The 18,417-nt window shown below is 33.4% G+C and carries 11 protein-coding genes and 1 tRNA gene; 4 read left to right on the top strand and 8 right to left on the bottom strand.

Going from position 1 to position 18,417, the window contains the following annotated elements; genetic code table 11:
- Positions 1-55: 55 nt before the first annotated feature.
- The 3 genes from B3792_RS07690 to B3792_RS07700 form a co-directional block, all read right to left on the bottom strand.
- Positions 56-2,215 carry a SurA N-terminal domain-containing protein gene (locus tag B3792_RS07690; RefSeq protein WP_291069295.1) on the bottom strand — a complete coding sequence of 720 codons (2,160 nt, stop codon included), beginning with the start codon at positions 2,213-2,215 and terminating at the stop codon, positions 56-58.
- 114 nt (positions 2,216-2,329) lie between these two features.
- Entirely contained in the window at positions 2,330-2,914 is a 585-nt protein-coding gene (gene lptC, locus B3792_RS07695; RefSeq protein ID WP_286495445.1) for an LPS export ABC transporter periplasmic protein LptC, read from the bottom strand.
- A gap of 17 nt (positions 2,915-2,931) precedes the next feature.
- The gene (locus tag B3792_RS07700; RefSeq protein ID WP_291046288.1) at positions 2,932-4,215 is read right to left on the bottom strand and encodes an OmpP1/FadL family transporter; all 1,284 of its coding nucleotides are present in this window, start codon (positions 4,213-4,215) and stop codon (positions 2,932-2,934) included.
- Positions 4,216-4,462: 247 nt separating this feature from the next.
- Here B3792_RS07700 and B3792_RS07705 point away from each other — a divergent pair.
- Positions 4,463-4,535, top strand: a tRNA-Phe gene (locus B3792_RS07705).
- Positions 4,536-4,678: 143 nt separating this feature from the next.
- Here the strand turns inward: B3792_RS07705 and B3792_RS07710 are convergent.
- Complete coding sequence (locus tag B3792_RS07710; protein WP_125349916.1) at positions 4,679-6,943, bottom strand: aconitate hydratase; 2,265 nt, start codon at positions 6,941-6,943, stop codon at positions 4,679-4,681.
- 204 nt (positions 6,944-7,147) lie between these two features.
- Positions 7,148-9,910, bottom strand: coding sequence for a bifunctional aconitate hydratase 2/2-methylisocitrate dehydratase (locus B3792_RS07715; RefSeq protein WP_286495447.1), 2,763 nt, complete (start codon positions 9,908-9,910; stop codon positions 7,148-7,150).
- A 718-nt stretch (positions 9,911-10,628) separates the two neighbouring features.
- Between B3792_RS07715 and argH the strand changes: the two genes are divergently transcribed.
- Entirely contained in the window at positions 10,629-11,930 is a 1,302-nt protein-coding gene (gene argH / locus B3792_RS07720) for an argininosuccinate lyase (RefSeq protein WP_219034266.1), read from the top strand.
- A 225-nt stretch (positions 11,931-12,155) separates the two neighbouring features.
- Positions 12,156-12,374 carry a hypothetical protein gene (locus B3792_RS07725; RefSeq protein ID WP_219034267.1) on the top strand — a complete coding sequence of 73 codons (219 nt, stop codon included), beginning with the start codon at positions 12,156-12,158 and terminating at the stop codon, positions 12,372-12,374.
- 76 nt (positions 12,375-12,450) lie between these two features.
- Here B3792_RS07725 and B3792_RS07730 read toward each other — a convergent pair whose 3' ends face one another.
- Positions 12,451-14,316 carry a lysophospholipid acyltransferase family protein gene (locus B3792_RS07730; protein ID WP_291069298.1) on the bottom strand — a complete coding sequence of 622 codons (1,866 nt, stop codon included), beginning with the start codon at positions 14,314-14,316 and terminating at the stop codon, positions 12,451-12,453.
- The gene (locus B3792_RS07735) at positions 14,317-15,558 is read right to left on the bottom strand and encodes an aspartate kinase (RefSeq protein WP_219034269.1); all 1,242 of its coding nucleotides are present in this window, start codon (positions 15,556-15,558) and stop codon (positions 14,317-14,319) included.
- A 193-nt stretch (positions 15,559-15,751) separates the two neighbouring features.
- Between B3792_RS07735 and fbp the strand changes: the two genes are divergently transcribed.
- A complete protein-coding gene (gene fbp, locus B3792_RS07740) occupies positions 15,752-16,768 on the top strand; it encodes a class 1 fructose-bisphosphatase (RefSeq protein WP_114998305.1) in 1,017 nt (338 codons plus the stop codon).
- Between the two features lie 70 nt (positions 16,769-16,838).
- Here the strand turns inward: fbp and B3792_RS07745 are convergent, their stop codons facing one another.
- Positions 16,839-18,410 carry a G-D-S-L family lipolytic protein gene (locus tag B3792_RS07745; protein ID WP_286495448.1) on the bottom strand — a complete coding sequence of 524 codons (1,572 nt, stop codon included), beginning with the start codon at positions 18,408-18,410 and terminating at the stop codon, positions 16,839-16,841.
- Between the last annotated feature and the right edge of the window lie 7 nt (positions 18,411-18,417).

Below are 18,417 nucleotides of genomic sequence, written 5' to 3' on the forward strand. Positions count from 1 at the left end.
AAAACTCCCAAACTTATTAAGCTTGGGAGTTTTTTATTATAAGAAATTTTAAATCTTAACGTAAAGCTCTATCGCGGTTATCTACCACATCAGCAGCTTGAATCAATGATTGTAACAATGTTTGTTGGAAACGTCCTTGTAATTGACGGTTTAAATTATCCAAAATCATTGAACCTTTTTGATTCTTTTGAATTTGTTGATTTGAAGGAATAATGTAGAAAACTCCAGCATTTCCTGCAATCGCCTTAGAAGATTGATTTGGTTTTACACCAAACGCAGCTCCTACAACTTTAGGTTCTAAACCAATTCCAGTTAAATTAGAATTAGAGAAGTTAACCGTAGCATTTCCTTTTTTCGCTCCGAATTTAGATGCAAAAGCATTCAATCCACCGTTTGCAACTTGCTCATCAACCAATTTAGCAACTTTTTCGTGCATCAAAACTGGCTCTACATATTGACGAACAACACTTGGATGTGCTAAACCTTTGTCAAATTTTTCAACTAAATGAACAACAATGTAATCTCCTGTAGAAGATGTAAACAAGTTTGTTGCTCCTTTATCTGTTTTCTTGTCAAAAGCCCATTTTAAGATATCTCCGTCCTGATCGTTTGGAATATCTTGACCAATCGCAGCATAACGCTCAATTCCTTCTGTTGTATTATTTAAATAACCACCTTTTTTCGCAGTATTTTTGAAATCATTCAATGATTTTCCTTCAACATTCTGAACATACGTTCTTGCATTTGTAAATGCTTTTTCTGTTGTCGCTTTAGAAGGCTCAATTGTTTTTACAATATTTGCAACTTGATAAGCTGTTTTGTTTTTCGCGTCATCAACTTTGATGATATGAAACCCAAATTGAGATTCTACCAAATCAACTGTACCAACTGGTTTTGTAAAAATAAATCCGTTGTAAGTTTGATCTAATTGATTGTTTTTTCCAACCCAACCAATGCTTCCTTTTTGTACAGCAGATGATTTATCATCCGATTTTGTTGAAGCAACTTCTCCAAAAGAAGCTGGATTAGCTTTTACCTCAGCTAAAATTTGTTCAGCTAATTTTTTTGCTTCGTCTTTTGTACGTTTTACTCCGTTTCCAGCAGCGCTTCCTGTATAAGAAACTAAGATGTGACTAGATTTTACAGAATCTTTTACTTCTTTCGATTTCGAAAGTTTGTATAATTGGTATGTATTTCCAATTTTGAAAGGTCCACCAATTTGTCCAACTGTAGCAGTTTTCAAGAAGTTTGTTGCTTCTGGTCCTAATTGAGCTTGTTCCAATTCTGCTTTTGTAAAATAATTTGGAATAAATGGTTTCTCAGAATTTTGAGTCACATAAACCGAATCACTTTTTGCAGAACCAAATGCTGCAATTGTATCTGTAACATTGTTTACTTCGTCATGAACAATTTGAGTTGACAAATACTTTTTGATGTTTGCTAAAGCAACAGCGTCATCAGCAGTCGAAGCTCCAGCAGGGAAATAAGTGTAGCTTAATTTTACTAAACCTTCTGCTTTGAACAATTTTGGATATTTCGCTTCGTAAGCAGAAATTTCTTCGTCTGTTACTTTTACATTTAATTTTTTAGCCAAAGTTGCGTAATCTACAAATGCATACTGAATATTTGCATTCGAAATATTGTATCCTTGTTGAATATCCGCTTCTTTACTTGTAACCGCTGTACCAGCCATTACATAACCAAAATATTTTTGAGATAAAATCTGTAATTTTATTTGTTCAGCAGTTTGCAACCAACCTCTATATTGTTGTTGCGCTTCTGGGCTTGATGCCGCATTCGCTTCTAATTGAGCAATCTGTTGTTGTGCTTCTGCACCAGATGCCATTCCGAAGTTTTGAGCTGTATAGCTCCAAAATTCATCATCAGAAACTTTTAAACCTAATTTTTCAGCATGTTGTTTCAACACTTTCTGACTAACTAAGCTGTTCCAAGTTTGTTGAGCAATTTGATTTGGAGTTGCAGTTTGACCTTGATTTTCGTACATCTTTTGTGTTTGATCGTACGCACTCTGATATTCTGCAATACCAATAGGTTCTCCGTTCACTGTACCAACTACAGACGGATCTCCAGTAAATAATTGTTTTATTTTTGAATTCTCTCCGAATAAATCTCCTGCAACGAAAGCTAACATTGCAACTCCGATTACCACGAAGATCAGCCAAGTTTTTTTACGAATTTCTCCTAAAACTGCCATTGTTTTATTTTAATGTTATTTCTATAATAGGTGGCGAAAATACGACAATACATTGAATAATAAAATAGAAGAAGCGACAAGTATGCGCTTTTTTGTTAATTTTTTTAACGCTCTTTAGAATTTTTGATTATCATCAACATACTTAAATCCTTGATTATTGAATAAAGTATAGGTTTCTAAATCGTCAGTAGCTTGCAAACCGTTTTTCGCTGTTAACGAATCGCCTTCCTTGCTAATTAAGTAAACTTCTTTCGATGTATAAACTGTTTTATTTTTCTTATTCCAAAATAATTGCTCGCTTTTCAACGAATCACCTTTCTCATTTACGATAATTACATTTCCTCTACCTTCGTAGATTCCTGTTACATCACTTAATCTTCCCCAATCTGCTTGAAAATAACCTGGTTTTACGCTTCCTTTTTGATAAAAATCAAGGTTTAAACCTTTTCTAAAAATCGTGTAAGGAGAATCTACCGTTTCGTATATTTCAATCAAAGGAGAACGCAAATTACCCGAAATTCTTCCAGAATCTTTGTTGATAATATTTGCATTGATAAGTGTTCGTGTTGGGAATTCTACCTTCTTTTTACTGATAGGTGGAAGTTCTTTTTTACAAGAAAAAAGCAAAACGAAAACGCTAATCAGACCAAATACAATACTCGGTTTAATTAAAAATTTTTCGTTTGCTTTTTTATACAATTTTTGTTTGTCCAAAATTAGTCAATAACTCTTTTTCTAAACCAAATATCGTTAATATCAAATCCAACTTTAACTCCGAAATAATTTTCTTTGATTAAGTTGTTTGTTGTTTTTCCTTTTTGTCCGTACTCTAACGAAATATTCATCATAGAGCCATCATTTTGTTTTCCAATTGGAAATCCAAAACCTAAAGTTGCTCCATAAGCATCAATATCTGTTCCGTGAATAGAATACTGAGCTGATTGATAATACATCCCAGCGCGATACGTTACACGATTAAAATAACTTTTGTAACTGTTATAATCTGGAATCCAATATCCTCCAACTGCCAAACGTACATTGTTTTTGTAATCTACTGCAGAAGACATTGTAGTATTTTGACCTTCTAATGGTTGAGAGAAATCTTTCCAATTATTATATTTCGCTTCTACAGCTAACGACCACGTATTATCTTTAGAATATGATGCTCCTAAAGTAAATTGTTGTGGAATCTTAGTTTTTCCATTATCAATTCTAATAATAGAAATTGTATCTACAGAAGATTGTGTTGTTCCGATATATGTGTAAGAAGTTGTAAGATCTGTCACATCTGTTCTTAACTTAGTTCCTAATGTATAAGTAGCACCAATGTTTAAATTGTTATTTTTTCCAATTTTCTTCGTATACATAGATCCTAACGTAAATTGAGCACCACGATAGTTCGATTTATCGCTATAATCTACAGCTAAACTTGCTCCATCTACAGCTAAAATCTCGTTACGTTGCAACTCTCCGAAAAGATAATTAACACGCAAACCTAAAGAAAATCCTTTTGAAAGATTTCTTGAATAAAAAGCATGAAGACTATTTAACCCTCCATCACCTTTCATCTGTACAGTTTGTTTGATATTATTTTTCTCAGAAGTATTCATAATATCATATCCCAACGCTGTGTAAGGTTGAAAACCAACTCCGAAACTTCCTTTTTCACCAACTGGAAAAGCCAATGAAATATTAGAAACATTGAAACGACCTGCATTTTCTTTATCTGTTCCAGATTTGAAATTATAATTAGTTCCACTTCCACTTGCATTGAAAGTTGTCATACGCAAGTTTTGGTTTGCTGCAGGATTCGAAAAATTCGCACTTTGTCCAAAAGGATTCGTAGGAACCGTTGAGATACCGCCCATACCAGCTTGTTCAGTATTATTATCAAACAATTGCTCCCCTACTCCGTATGCCGAATAAGGTGAAACTGATATTGACTGAGCTTTTATTGTTACCACGCTAAATAGTGATAAACTACAAATAATCCACTTCATTATGAATGTATAATAGAATTCTAAGACGCAAATATGATGATTTGTTGCGAATTGTAAAAATTAGATTGCAAAAATGAGTTGTTAAATCTCTATTAAAATATTAAAACCACTCATTTTTTGCAAAGATAAAAATATTTTAAAATTTATTTCTCGGTAAATGAACAAGATAGCTTTTTCGTCTAAAAAATATTTTAAATAATGTTTGGTAGAACGGATTTTCGCTCTATATTTGCATCACAATTAAGGCGGTGCCTTAGCTCAGTTGGTAGAGCAAAGGACTGAAAATCCTTGTGTCCCTGGTTCGATTCCTGGAGGCACCACTGCTTAAAACCTCAATCAAATGATTGAGGTTTTTTTTGTTTTAGTATTTCAAATGTTAATAATATCTTAAAAAAAATATTTTCAATTAAAAAAAGCCGATGTAGAAATACATCGGCTTTTACTTTTTATGTTGAAATAATTATTACGCTTGTTGCGCTTTAATTAAATTTAATGCTGAACCAGCTTTGAACCATTCAATTTGTTGTGTATTGTATGTATGATTTGCTACAACTAAATCTTTAGATCCATCTGCATGAACAAACTCGATTGTTAAAGGTTTTTCTGGCGCAAATTCCGTTAAATCAATAAAGTTGATTGTATCATCTTCTTGTACTTTATCATAATCTGCTTTGTCAGCAAATGTCAACGCTAACATTCCTTGCTTTTTAAGATTTGTTTCGTGGATACGTGCAAAAGAACGTACTAAAACTGCAACAGCTCCTAAATGACGTGGTTGCATCGCCGCATGCTCACGAGAAGAACCTTCTCCATAGTTTTCGTCACCAACAATTACAGAAGGTACACCTGCCGCTTTATATGCACGTGCAGTATCTGGAACTGGTCCGTATTCTCCTGTTAATTGATTTTTAACTGAATTTGTTTCTTGGTTGAATGCATTTACGGCACCAATCAATGTATTATTCGAAATATTATCTAAGTGTCCACGGAAACGTAACCAAGGTCCAGCCATAGAAATATGGTCAGTTGTACATTTACCAAATGCTTTGATTAATAATTTAGCTCCAGTAATATTTTCACCATTCCAAGGTTTGAAACCTTCTAATAATTGTAAACGCTCAGAATTTGGATTTACGATCACTTCTACACGAGAACCATCTTCTACAGGTGCTTGATATCCATTATCTTCATAAGCATAACCTTTTGTTGGTAATTCCTCTCCTTTTGGAGCATCTAACATTACTTCTTCACCAAATTTATTGATTAATTTATCTGTTAATGGATTAAAATCTAAACGTCCAGAAATTGCAATCGCCGCAACCATTTCAGGCGATGTTACGAAAGCATATGTATTTGGATTTCCGTCCGCACGTTTTTTGAAATTACGGTTGAATGAATGAACGATTGTATTTTTTTCTTCTTTATCCGCACCTTCACGATCCCATTGACCAATACAAGGTCCACAAGCATTTGTAAAGATAACCGCATCTAAATCCTCGAAAGTTTTTAATAAACCATCACGATCCGCAGTATAACGAACTACCTCAGAACCAGGATTAATTCCAAAAGATGATTTCACTTCTAAACCTTTATCTAAAGCTTGTTGCGCAATCGAAGCTGCACGTGTTAAATCTTCGTAAGAAGAGTTTGTACAAGACCCTATTAATCCCCATTCTACATCTAAAGGCCAACCATTAGCTGCAGCAGTTTCTTTCATTTTAGAAACTGGTGTCATTAAATCTGGCGTAAAAGGACCATTCAAACGAGGCTCTAATTCAGATAAGTTAATTTCAATTAATTGATCATAGAAGTTTTCTGGATTTGCATAAACTTCATCATCAGAACGTAAATAAGATTTGTGAGCATTTGCAGCATCAGCAACATCATTACGATCAGTCGCTCTTAAATATCTTTCTGAAGCATCATCATAAGCGAAGATTGAAGTTGTTGCTCCAATTTCTGCACCCATATTACAAATTGTTCCTTTACCTGTTGCAGATAAAGACTCTGCTCCTTCTCCAAAATACTCTACAATTGCTCCTGTTCCACCTTTTACAGTTAAACGTCCAGCAACTTCTAAAATAACGTCTTTTGGAGCAGCCCAACCAGATAATTTACCCGTTAATTTAACTCCGATTAATTTTGGCATTTTTAATTCCCAAGCCATTCCAGACATTACATCAACAGCATCAGCACCACCAACACCAATTGCTACCATTCCTAATCCACCTGCATTTGGCGTGTGAGAATCGGTACCAATCATCATTCCTCCTGGAAATGCATAGTTTTCTAAAACTACTTGGTGAATAATTCCTGCTCCTGGTTTCCAGAATCCAATTCCATATTTATTAGAAACTGATTCTAAGAAATTAAATACTTCTGAAGATTTATTGATTGCCTCTTGTAGATCGGTTTTTGCACCAACTTTAGCTTGAATCAAGTGATCACAGTGAACCGTAGAAGGAACAGCCGTTTTGGTTTTTCCAGCTTGCATAAATTGCAACAAAGCCATTTGAGCAGTTGCATCTTGCATTGCTACACGATCTGGCGCAAAATCTACATAAGATTCTCCTCTTGTATACGCTTGTGTAGGTTTTCCGTCAAACAAGTGAGCATATAAAATTTTCTCTGAATAAGTCAAAGGGCGACCTACGATGGCTTTCGCAGCATCTACACGTTCTTGCATTTTTGCATAAACGCCTTTAATCATATTTATATCAAATGCCATAATAATTGATTTATTTAATTGGTTTTAATTTATCAAAAAACATACCCCAATATACTGAATTATTTGTAAACTACTAACTCTTTACCGTGCTAATAATCTTATTTAAAACAATTCTAACTTATTTATTTGCAATATTATATATTTATCACAAAAAAAGGCTAACACCGAAATGTTAGCCTTTATTATATCATTTTCTACAAACAATTAGTTCATTGAAATTGGTTTAAACTTTGTTAAGTTAATACCTTCAACTGCAGTTTTGTACTCTTCGATAGAAGGAATACGTCCTAAAATCGCTGATAAAACAACTACTGGAGTTGATGCTAATAAAGATTCTCCTTTTTTACCATCACGGTCCTCAACCACACGACCTTGGAATAAACGTGTAGATGTAGCCATTACTGTATCTCCTTTTTCTGCTTTTTCTTGGTTCCCCATACAAAGGTTACAACCAGGACGCTCTAAGTACATAATGTTTTCGTATTCTGTACGTGCAGTAGATTTTGGCAATAAGTCGCTAAACTCAAATCCTGAGTATTTTTGTAACATTTCCCAATCACCTTCTGCTTTTAATTCGTCGATGATGTTGTAAGTAGGTGCCGCAACAACTAAAGGAGCTTTAAACTCAACTTTACCATTTGCTTTTTCTACATTACGTAACATTTGAGAAACGATTTTTAAATCGTCTTTGTGTACCATACAAGACCCTACGAAACCTAAATCTACGTGTTTATCACCACCATAGTAAGTTAAATCGCGGATTGTATCGTGTGTATAACGTTTAGAAACATCAGCATTATTCACGTCTGGATCGGCAATCATTGGCTCTTCGATAATATCTAAGTCAATTACTACTTCAGCGTAATATTTAGCGTTAGCATCTGGTTGTAAAGCTGGTTTTTCACAAGATTTAATTTCCTCGATACGTTTGTTTGCTTTGTTGATTAAACCTTGTAAAACTGCATTTTTGTTATCCATACCTTTATCAATCATGATTTGGATACGAGATTTAGCAATTTCTAAAGATTCAATTAAGGTATCATCTTGAGAAATACAGATAGAAGCTTTCGCTTTCATTTCTGCAGTCCAGTCAGTAAATGTGAAGGCTTGGTCAGCTAATAAAGTTCCGATATGAACCTCGATTACACGTCCTTGGAATACGTTTTCACCGTCAAATTGTTTTAACATTTGAGCTTGAGTAGCGTGAACCACATCACGGAAATCCATAAATGGTTTCATTTCACCTTTGAATGTTACTTTAACAGATTCTGGAATTGGCATAGACGCTTCACCAGTTGCTAAAGCTAAAGCTACCGTACCTGAATCGGCACCGAAAGCAACACCTTTTGACATACGTGTGTGTGAGTCACCACCAATAATGATAGCCCATTCGTCAATCGTGATATCATTTAAAACTTTGTGAATAACGTCAGTCATTGCATGATATTCACCTTTAGGGTCACGTGCTGTGATTACCCCAAATTCGTTCATGAATTTCATTAATTTAGGGATGTTAGCTTGCGCTTTTTTATCCCATACAGAAGCAGTATGACAACCAGATTGGTAAGCACCATCAAGAATTGGAGAAATAACTGTAGCAGCCATAGACTCTAATTCTTGCACAGTCATTAAACCAGTTGTATCTTGAGAACCAACGATATTAACTTCAACACGAACGTCTGAACCTGCGTGTAATACTTTTCCATCTGCAACACCAACTGCATTTTTGTTGAAGATTTTTTCAACAGCAGTTAATCCTTGTCCTTCGATAGAAACTTCTTTTGAAGGAGCGAAAACTACAGGAGCTTCAATTCCTAAAGTTTTAGCTGCGAAAGTTTGGATTTTTTTACCAAATACGATAGCGTAAGAACCACCAGCCTTGATAAATTCCATTTTTTGTGGAGTTAAAGCTTTAGAGATATCAATTAATTCTTGATCTCCGTTGTATAACTTTTTCTCTCTTGTATTGATAGTTAATACAGTACCTGTTGCTACTGAATAAACTTCTTCTAAAATTGGGTCACCGTTTTCGTTACGAACAACTTCTCCGTTAGCGTCAACTTTTTTAGTCCAGTTTTTTAAATCGATACCGATACCACCAGTTACATCAACAGTAGTTAAGAAGATAGGAGAAATACCATTTGTACCCGCTACAATTGGAGCAATATTTACGAATGGAATATATGGAGATGCTTGTTTACCTGTCCATAAAGCCACGTTATTTACACCCGACATACGAGAAGACCCAACTCCCATTGTACCTTTTTCAGCGATTAACATTACTGAAGCGTCTGGATGTTTCGCTTGTAAAGCTTTAATTTCAGCTTGAGCTTCAGGAGTAATCATACATTTCCCGTGTAATTCTCTATCAGAACGAGAGTGTGCTTGGTTACCTGGAGATAATAAATCTGTAGAAATATCACCCTCAGCAGCAATGTAAGTCACAACTTTTATTTCTTCAGCAACAGCTGGCAATTCTGTAAAGAACTCTGCTTTTGCATAACTTTCTAAAATATCTTTTGCAATTGCATTTCCTGCTTTGTAAGCATCAGCTAAACGAGCTGTATCTGCATCGTATAAGAAAACTTGTGTTTTTAAAACTTCAGCAGCTTGTTTTGCAATTGCTTCATCATTTCCTAAAGCTAAGTCTAAAAGAACCTCAATAGATGGTCCTCCTTTCATGTGAGATAACAATTCGAATGCAAATGTTGGTGTAATTTCAGCAACTGTTGCTTCTCCTAAAATAATCTCTTTTAAAAATTTTGCTTTTACACCTGCAGCAGAAGTTGTTCCTGGCAACGTGTTATAGATAAAGAATTTAACAGAATCCTCGCGGTATTCGTTGTTAACATCTTTAATTTGATTAATGATTTCACTTAGTAATTCTGCACCATCAATTGGTTTTGGATGTAAACCTTGACCTTTTCTTTCTTCAATCTCGTTAAGATACTCTTGGTAAAGACTCATAATTATCTATCTTTTCTTTTTAATATTAAAGATTGTTTAAAACCAAGCTACTTACACCTGATTTCATCCAATCAAAATGAATTATATAATAACACTTCGCTGTATCGTCACATCTTATGCAAAAATTATTTTCAACAAAAATCATTTTTGGCATAGGTAACCACTGTTATCAGAATACAAACTAAGTATGTAATTTTTTCGAAGGGTAATTTTTAATAATTTAACTCACACAAACTCAACACTCATAAGCATTTGAGTCAGAGTTTTATTCTAAAACTTACATTAACAATCATCTAAACAAATACGCGTTTAGCTATAAATTGGTACACAAAATTACGTTTATAGTAAAGATTTTTCATCAAAGAATGATATATTTTAGTTATATTTCAATAATTTAGAATTATTATAAAAAAGGTCTAAATTTCACTTTAACAATGTTTTAAACGTAAATAAATAGAAGTTAAAAATTAAAAGGTTCTTAAAATATCAACTCCATAATTTTTGGGTCATTTTTTTACGAAATTGAATTATTTCGAAATATTAATAAACATTCAATAATCAATCTTTCAAAATGCTATCAATCGTCTAAACATTCTCAAAAAACAATCAAAAATATTCAATATGAATAAATATTTATGATTATTAATAATTATACAAGTTTAATGAGATATTATGCAACTTTTTACTAACTTTGCGCCCTTAATTCATTATTATAGATATGAAACTTTGGGATAAAGGTTTTACCATTAATGATAAAATCGAAAAATTTACTGTTGGAAAAGACAGAGAATTAGATGCTCATCTTGCGAAATACGATGCATTAGCGTCGAAAGCGCAGGCAAATATGCTGGCAAAAACAGGTTTGATTACCAATGAAGAAAATGATGCGTTGCAAATTGCTTTGGATGAAGTTTTGGTTCTGATTGCGGAAAATAATTTCGAAGTCGACGAAAATTTCGAAGATATACATTCAAAAATTGAAGCTTATTTAATTGAAAAAACTGGCGATGCTGGAAAAAAAATTCACGTTGCACGTTCTCGAAATGATCAAGTTTTGGTTGCAATTCAACTTTTTAAGAAAGAGTATTTAAAACATACAACTGAAAAAATTGTCAATTTAATTGAGATTTTCTTACAAAAAGCAGACGAATTCAAGAATCATCAATTACCAGGATACACACATTTTCAGGCGGCAATGCCAAGTAGTTTTGGAATGTGGTTTTCGGCATATGCAGAAAGTTTGTTGACGGATTTATACTTTTTTGAGGCTGCATATAAAATTTCTGATCAAAATCCTTTGGGTTCTGGTGCAGGTTTCGGAACAAGTTTCCCAATTGATCGTTTGCAAACAACACAAGAATTAGGTTTTTCAGAAATCTTAGTTTCTTCTGTTGGTGCACAAATGCTTCGTGGAAAAACAGAAAAATCTGTCGCAACAGCTTTGGCAATGATTTGTGGAACGTTGTCTAAAATGTCGTACGATTTGGTTTTATACAATTCACAAGATTTAGCTTTTGTGAAGTTGCCAAACGAAATGACAACAGGTTCATCGATTATGCCGCACAAGAAAAACCCAGATGTGTTTGAGTTAACTCGTGCGCATTGCAATAGAATTCAGGCGTTGCCGAATGATATTATGATGACGATCAATAATCTTCCAAGTGGATATCACCGTGATTATCAAATATTGAAAGAAATATTATTCGAACCAATGATGCAATTTGATAATATTATTGACATCTTAACATTTGCGATTCCTCAACTTCAGATTAAAGATAACTATATGAATCAGGATAAATATGATCCGATTTATACCGTTGAAAATATTAATGAAGCGATTAAGAATGGAACACCTTTCCGTGATGCTTACAAAGAAGTTGGTTTATCTGTAGAAAATGGAACATATATACCACACAAAGAATTTCAGACTTCGCATATCGGAAGTATTCATAATTTGAGATTGGATTTAATTTCAAATAAAATCGAAAAATTCAAATTAGAAGCACAAGTTTTAAAATAAACACTTGTAATAAGTCAAAAATCATCCTCAAAATTATAGAATTTGAGGATTTTTTTGTCTTATAAATTTTATAATTTCGGAAAATATAAACGTTTAAATAATTGTAATTCTATATTTTGTAAAATAAAAAATGTTTTACAAAATAATTACAATCATTTTTTATTATATCAGGTCAAAATCATTCTAACTTTGACATATCAAATTAATCGATTAAAATTTAAAAAGATGAAAAAATTTTTCGCAGTAGTTGCAGTAGCAGCTTTATCATTAGGAGCAGTATCTTGTGGAGAGAAAACTGAAGAAGCACCAGTAGAAGAAGCACCAGCAGTTGATTCTTTAGCTACAGCAGCTAACGATTCTACAGCAGTTGATTCTACAGCAGTTGCTCCAACTGATTCTACAGCAGTTGCTCCAGTAGCTGATTCTACAGCAGTTGCTAAATAATTTATAGCGAAGCTAAAATATAAATGCGCTCAACTAGGTTGAGCGCATTTTTTATGTTATAAATTCATCATGAATCTTAAAGTAGATTTCCGTCAAATTTTCCTGATTGTATTTTTTTATCAAGTTCTGCTTGAATATCCTCTAAAACAGGGCGAACAGTAGATTCTGGAATATCAGAAACTCTAATATACATTAAGCCATCAATTGCATCATTAAATTTTGGATCAACATTGAAAGCAATCACTTTTGCGTTTTGTTTGATGTATTTCTTAATCAAAACAGGTAATCTCAACATATTTGGCTCAAGCTCATCAATTAACTTATCAAATTTATTCAAATCAGCTTCAGATTCATCAAAAATAAATTCTTTATCCTCCTCTTTCAGCTTAACTTTAAACTCATTTTTTGCTCTCACATACTGCGCTACAGTAGAATCATAATAATGAGATTTCATAAATTCGATCATCAAAGATTTTGAGAAATCAGAAAACTGATTACTAATACTCACTCCTCCAATAATAAATTTCTGATTTGGATTTCTTAACGTTACATGCACAATTCCTCTCCATAATAAGAACAATGGCATCGGTTTTTGTTGATACTCAGCTGAAACGAATGCACGTCCCATTTCGATACATTTCTTGAAGAAAGGATGAATTTCTGGATCAAAATTGAATAATTCATGAACATAAAATCCATTAATTCCATATTTTTCGTATACCTCAGAACCAATCGCCATACGATATGCTCCAACAATTTTATTCGTATCCTTATCCCACAAAAATAAATGGTGATAATGATTATCGAAGCGATCAAGATCTATTTCGTCATTTGTACCTTCACCAATTGCACGGAAAGTTATCTCGCGTAAACGACCAATTTCTCTTAATATATTTGGAATTTGTTGAGCTGTAGAAAAGAAACATTCGTAATTATTATTCGTAAACAATAATGCTTGTTCATCTTTACGTAATCCTTCAATATCTTGAATTAACAACTCTAAAACTGTTTCCGATATAATCGGCTTAATCTTTTTGTTAGAAGAAGATAAGCTTGGTAAATTCGGCATTTTCAACTCAATATTCGAAGGGTTTTTCAATACTTGAGTTAAACTTCTTTTTTGTTTGTAATAAGACGAAAGCATGTATGTTTTCTTTCTCAAAAACTCAGAATAGTCTTCGATAGACACATGCTCGTCTTGTTGTTTTTGTAAAATTGGTTTTCCAATACGAATTTGAATTGGACGTGTTCTTTTCTTCATCATTTCAGCTGGCAACATTGCCGTTTGAAAATCTGGATGAATCTTCGCTACACGGTAAAAAATATTACTATTTCGCGCTCTAAAAAACATTGGAACAACAGGAACTTTCGCTTTTTTGATCAACTTCATCGCTGATTCTTGCCATTCTCTGTCAATAATTCTACTTTCGTCATCTCGATAAGAAACTTCTCCCGCAGGAAAAATCCCTAAACAACCTCCAGCTCTTAACAATTTTAATGCATCGCGCATTCCTGAAAGGCTACTGTATGCATCTTTACGTGTTTCGAAAGGATTAACTGGAATAATCATAGGTTCTAATGGTTTAATTTTTTGCAATAAAAAATTACCCATTACCTTGAAATCAGGACGAATTTTTGACATAAAATGCATCAAAATAATTCCATCCAACGCTCCAAGCGGATGATTAGAAATAATAATAAAAGGTCCTTCTTTTGGAATACGTTTTAAATCTTCTTCATGGATTTCGTAATCCATTCCCAAATCATCAATCAAATAATCCAAAAAAGGTTCGCATTGCAAATGCTTTCCACGATTGTACAAATCGTTTAACTGATCTATACTGAAAATTTTTTTCAATGCCCAAGCCACAGGTTTTCCTAAAACACCAATTTTAGAAAGACCCGAAGCTGAATAGATATCTTGTGTCGTGATTAAACTCATTTAAGCTTTAACAACTATTTGTAATGTTTCGCGCACTGTTTGTCGCAATAATTCTTTTTCTTTTGAAACAACTTTGTCAGAATCTGCATCGAAATGGCGAATTGTGTACAATAAAACATTGTTTTCTTCCTGCACTTTATACTCTTCGTTCATATCTGCAACAAACTTTTCTAAGTTGTCATATTTATCCTCCAAACATAAAGATAATGAAATTGCTGAATTTTGCATCAAATTTACTTTGATTTGATAATCATATAGTTTATTGAAAATTCCGCTCAATTTATCTTCTGTAATAAAAGAGAAATCTTTACTTGATAAACGAATCAAATGTTGCTCTCTTTTTAGGATAAAACAAGGTACTTTTGGATCTAATGGTTGACCTTTCGCTACCTCTGTTCCTGCTTCTGTAGGATTAATAAATGATTTTACGAAGAAAGGAATTTCTTTTTGTTGAAGCGGCTGTAACGTTTTCGGGTGAATAACAGATGCACCATAATACGCCAACTCTATTGCTTCTTCATATGAAATATGATTTAACAGCTCAGCATTATCAAAATAACGTGGATCAGCATTCAAAACTCCAGGAACATCTTTCCAAATCGTCATGTTATCCGCATTTAAACAATAAGCAAAAATCGCCGCAGAATAATCTGAACCTTCACGCCCTAAAGTTGTTGTGAAAAAGTTAGGATCAGAACCTAAGAAACCTTGGGTAATAAACAAACCTGTGTTTGGTAAACGTTTAATACTTTCTTCTGTTAATGCCCAATTTACTTTTCCTTCACGATATGTATTATCTGTTTTGATATAATCGCGAACATCTAACCATTCGTTATTAATTTGTATCGAATTAAGATACATACTGATGATTTTTGTCGAAATTAATTCTCCACAACAAACCACTTGATCATACACATAGCTATAATTTGGTGATTTGTTACGTCTTAAAAACGAAACAATATCATCAAAAAATTGCGAAATTTCGTTAGAAACCTCAGCTGGATTATCAAATAATTCTGTCGCTAAAGCAATGTGCTGTTCTTTTACTTCGTTAATTGTTTTTTCGAAATCTTGTTTTTCAAAATAGCGTTTGACTACCTCTTCCAATGCATTTGTTGTCTTGCCCATAGCAGAAACAATGATACATGTATTTTCGTAACCAACAGATTGCAATAAACTCGCAACATTTCTAACGCCGGCTGCATCTTTCACCGAAGCACCACCGAATTTGAAAACTTTCATTTCTATAAAAACTTTTTTTTGTAAATATTTAACTTGCAAATATAACCAAACTACACTTTATATGTTGACCGATTTTAATTAAAATAAAAAATAAATTTGAATGATGATTTTCACGTATTTAGATTAATTTCAAACGTTTGAAATGATATAAAATTGAGTTATTATTCCGATATTTGACCAGCAAAACATAATTATGAATACTAATTCTCATCAAACTCTTGGAGAGTTTATCATAGAAAATCAAGCAGATTTTATTTACTCATCCGGAGAATTATCTAGATTACTGAGTTCTATTAAATTAGCTACAAAAGTTGTTAATTATAAAGTAAACAAAGCAGGACTTGTAAATATCTTAGGCGAATTCGGAAATGAAAATGTCCAAGGAGAAAAACAACAAAAATTAGATGTTTTCGCAAACGATACGTTTATCGAAACGTTGTCGCAACGCGAAGTTGTTTGTGGTATTGCTTCGGAAGAAAACGAAGATTTTATCGCGATTCAACCTTCAAAAAATTCAAAAAACAGTAAATATGTTGTGTTGATTGATCCACTTGATGGCTCATCAAACATCGACGTAAATGTTTCTGTTGGAACAATTTTCTCAATCTACCACCGTGTTTCTGAACCTGGAACACCTGTTACAAAAGCAGATTTCTTACAACCAGGAAATAAGCAAGTTGCTGCGGGATATGTAATTTATGGAACATCGACAATGTTAGTTTATACAACAGGAAATGGTGTAAATGGATTTACATTGAACCCAGGAATCGGAACGTTCTATTTATCTCATCCAAATATGTGTATTCCAGAAGATGGACACATTTATTCAGTTAACGAAGGTAATTATGTAAAATTCCCTCAAGGGGTTAAAAATTACATCAAATACTGTCAGGCAGATGAGGAAGATCGTCCGTACACTTCTCGTTACATTGGTTCTTTATGCTCAGATTTTCACCGAAACATGCTGAAAGGAGGAATTTATATTTATCCTTCTGGAACAAATAATCCGAACGGAAAATTACGTTTATTGTACGAATGCAACCCGATGGCTTTTATCGCGGAACAAGCAGGAGGAAAAGCTTCTGACGGTTTCCAACGCATTATGGATATTGAACCTACAGAATTACACCAACGTATTCCTTTCTTTTGCGGATCGAAAAATATGGTCGAAAAAGCAGAAGAATTTATGCGAAATGAAGAATTGAAATAATCATTTCAAAAAACATAAATAATAAAAAATCCGCTCGATGAGCGGATTTTTTTGTTATCTAAACATTCAATTAAGGAATTGCAATACCTGGATAATTTCCTGGGTAAACGTGTCTTAAAGTTGAATGATATTTTTGGTTGATTGCATCAGCAAACATATTTGCGACAATTGCATATCCAGTTCCAGTTAAGTGAACTCCATCTAATGAGAACGCTCCACCAGAAACGAAAGTTGTTGTATATGTTTGTCCGTAATATTTAATCCCTGATTGAGAACTTAATTTTTTCATTTCAGAATATGCATCAACTAAAGCTAAATTATAAGCAGTTGCTAACTCCGCAATTGCTGCATTGTATTTAACTACAGCTGCTTCTGCTTTCGCAGTTTCTTTTGCTGTTAATACATAATTATCTGTCATTGGATAACTAACACCTACTACTGATAATTTACCAGCTTTCTCTTGAGTTAACCCTAACTTCATTAATTCTGCAACTCTATTTGTGTCAACTTTTCCAATTACAGATGAAGAAGTCAAAACCAATAAATCTTTTGCTGTTGCTTGACGAGCTTGTCCATAAGTAATTCCAAACAAAGTTGCAGTACCAGTATCATATCCTGCTTTAATTAATGCAGCAGTAATCGTTGTTGATAAATCCGCTAAATCTTTATCTTTAATTACTACAGCACTTGCAGCAGTCTTAGAAAAAGAAATTTTTCTTTCTGAAGCACCAACTGCATCAAATACTTGATTTAATCCTGCATAAGTTGCATTCAATTCATCAATCATTGGTGCAAAACTTGGATTTGCTGGTGATAAAGGTGCGTATGGAACCGTTGTAAAATATGGAATAGATGTTACAGAAGGAATATTTGCAATAACTCCTTTTGCTCCTACCGATGTTAATGCTTTTAATCCATCATTAATTGTAGATTTTACCACATTTACATTAGAAATATCATTACTTCCATAAGTTCTTGGATCAACATTATTTGTTTCATTATGATCTACTCCAACTCCTCCAGATGTTGCATAACCTAATACATCATTGTTCCCAATCCAATAAGAGAAAAATGTTGGCTTTTGAGCAACTGCATCTGCAACTACAGAAGTTGTCGCACCACTTGCAAAACGTACAAAATAAGGATTCGCTGTTGCTGGATCAGTTTTTAAGCCTGCTGGATTTCCATAACCTGGCGCAACTAAATGATAAGACTTAGCACCTGGAACTCCCATATTTTGAAACTTTCCTTTATCTGCTAAGATATCTAAAGCTCCACCCGCAGCACTTGGAACTGGTGTTAAAGCTCCATTTACAATTTGTAAATTCAATTTACCTGGAAAACCTGGTAAATCAGTAAATCCACCTGTATCATTTGACATATATGGAATTTTAAATTCTCCTCCTCCTGCAGCTTTCATCAATCCAGCTAACATGTTTGGGTAAGAATTTTCTTGTCCAGATTTGTACAATGCATTATCTCTATAACCAGAAGTTAACGAGTTTCCTAATGCGATATATGTAGAAAAGTTTGCTTCACCAGCAGAAACTTGAATATCTTCAATTGGATGTTCGAAATCTTCGCTACAGTTAAACATCGTAGCAGCTAATGCAACTAATACTATTTTATTTAAGTGTTTCATTTTTGTC

The organism is Empedobacter sp. UBA5924 (assembly GCF_002431085.1).
Taxonomy (GTDB): domain Bacteria; phylum Bacteroidota; class Bacteroidia; order Flavobacteriales; family Weeksellaceae; genus Empedobacter; species Empedobacter falsenii_B.

Bases quoted from the DNA above. Each gene is read 5' to 3' on its own strand.
- argH (WP_219034266.1), top strand. From the start codon at position 10,629: ATGAAACTTTGGGATAAAGGTTTTACCATTAATGATAAAATCGAAAAA.
- B3792_RS07700 (WP_291046288.1), bottom strand. From the start codon at position 4,215: ATGAAGTGGATTATTTGTAGTTTATCACTATTTAGCGTGGTAACAATA.
- B3792_RS07735 (WP_219034269.1), bottom strand. From the start codon at position 15,558: ATGAAAGTTTTCAAATTCGGTGGTGCTTCGGTGAAAGATGCAGCCGGC.
- B3792_RS07725 (WP_219034267.1), top strand. From the start codon at position 12,156: ATGAAAAAATTTTTCGCAGTAGTTGCAGTAGCAGCTTTATCATTAGGA.
- B3792_RS07730 (WP_291069298.1), bottom strand. From the start codon at position 14,316: ATGAGTTTAATCACGACACAAGATATCTATTCAGCTTCGGGTCTTTCT.
- B3792_RS07745 (WP_286495448.1), bottom strand. From the start codon at position 18,410: ATGAAACACTTAAATAAAATAGTATTAGTTGCATTAGCTGCTACGATG.
- B3792_RS07690 (WP_291069295.1), bottom strand. From the start codon at position 2,215: ATGGCAGTTTTAGGAGAAATTCGTAAAAAAACTTGGCTGATCTTCGTG.
- B3792_RS07715 (WP_286495447.1), bottom strand. From the start codon at position 9,910: ATGAGTCTTTACCAAGAGTATCTTAACGAGATTGAAGAAAGAAAAGGT.
- fbp (WP_114998305.1), top strand. From the start codon at position 15,752: ATGAATACTAATTCTCATCAAACTCTTGGAGAGTTTATCATAGAAAAT.
- B3792_RS07710 (WP_125349916.1), bottom strand. From the start codon at position 6,943: ATGGCATTTGATATAAATATGATTAAAGGCGTTTATGCAAAAATGCAA.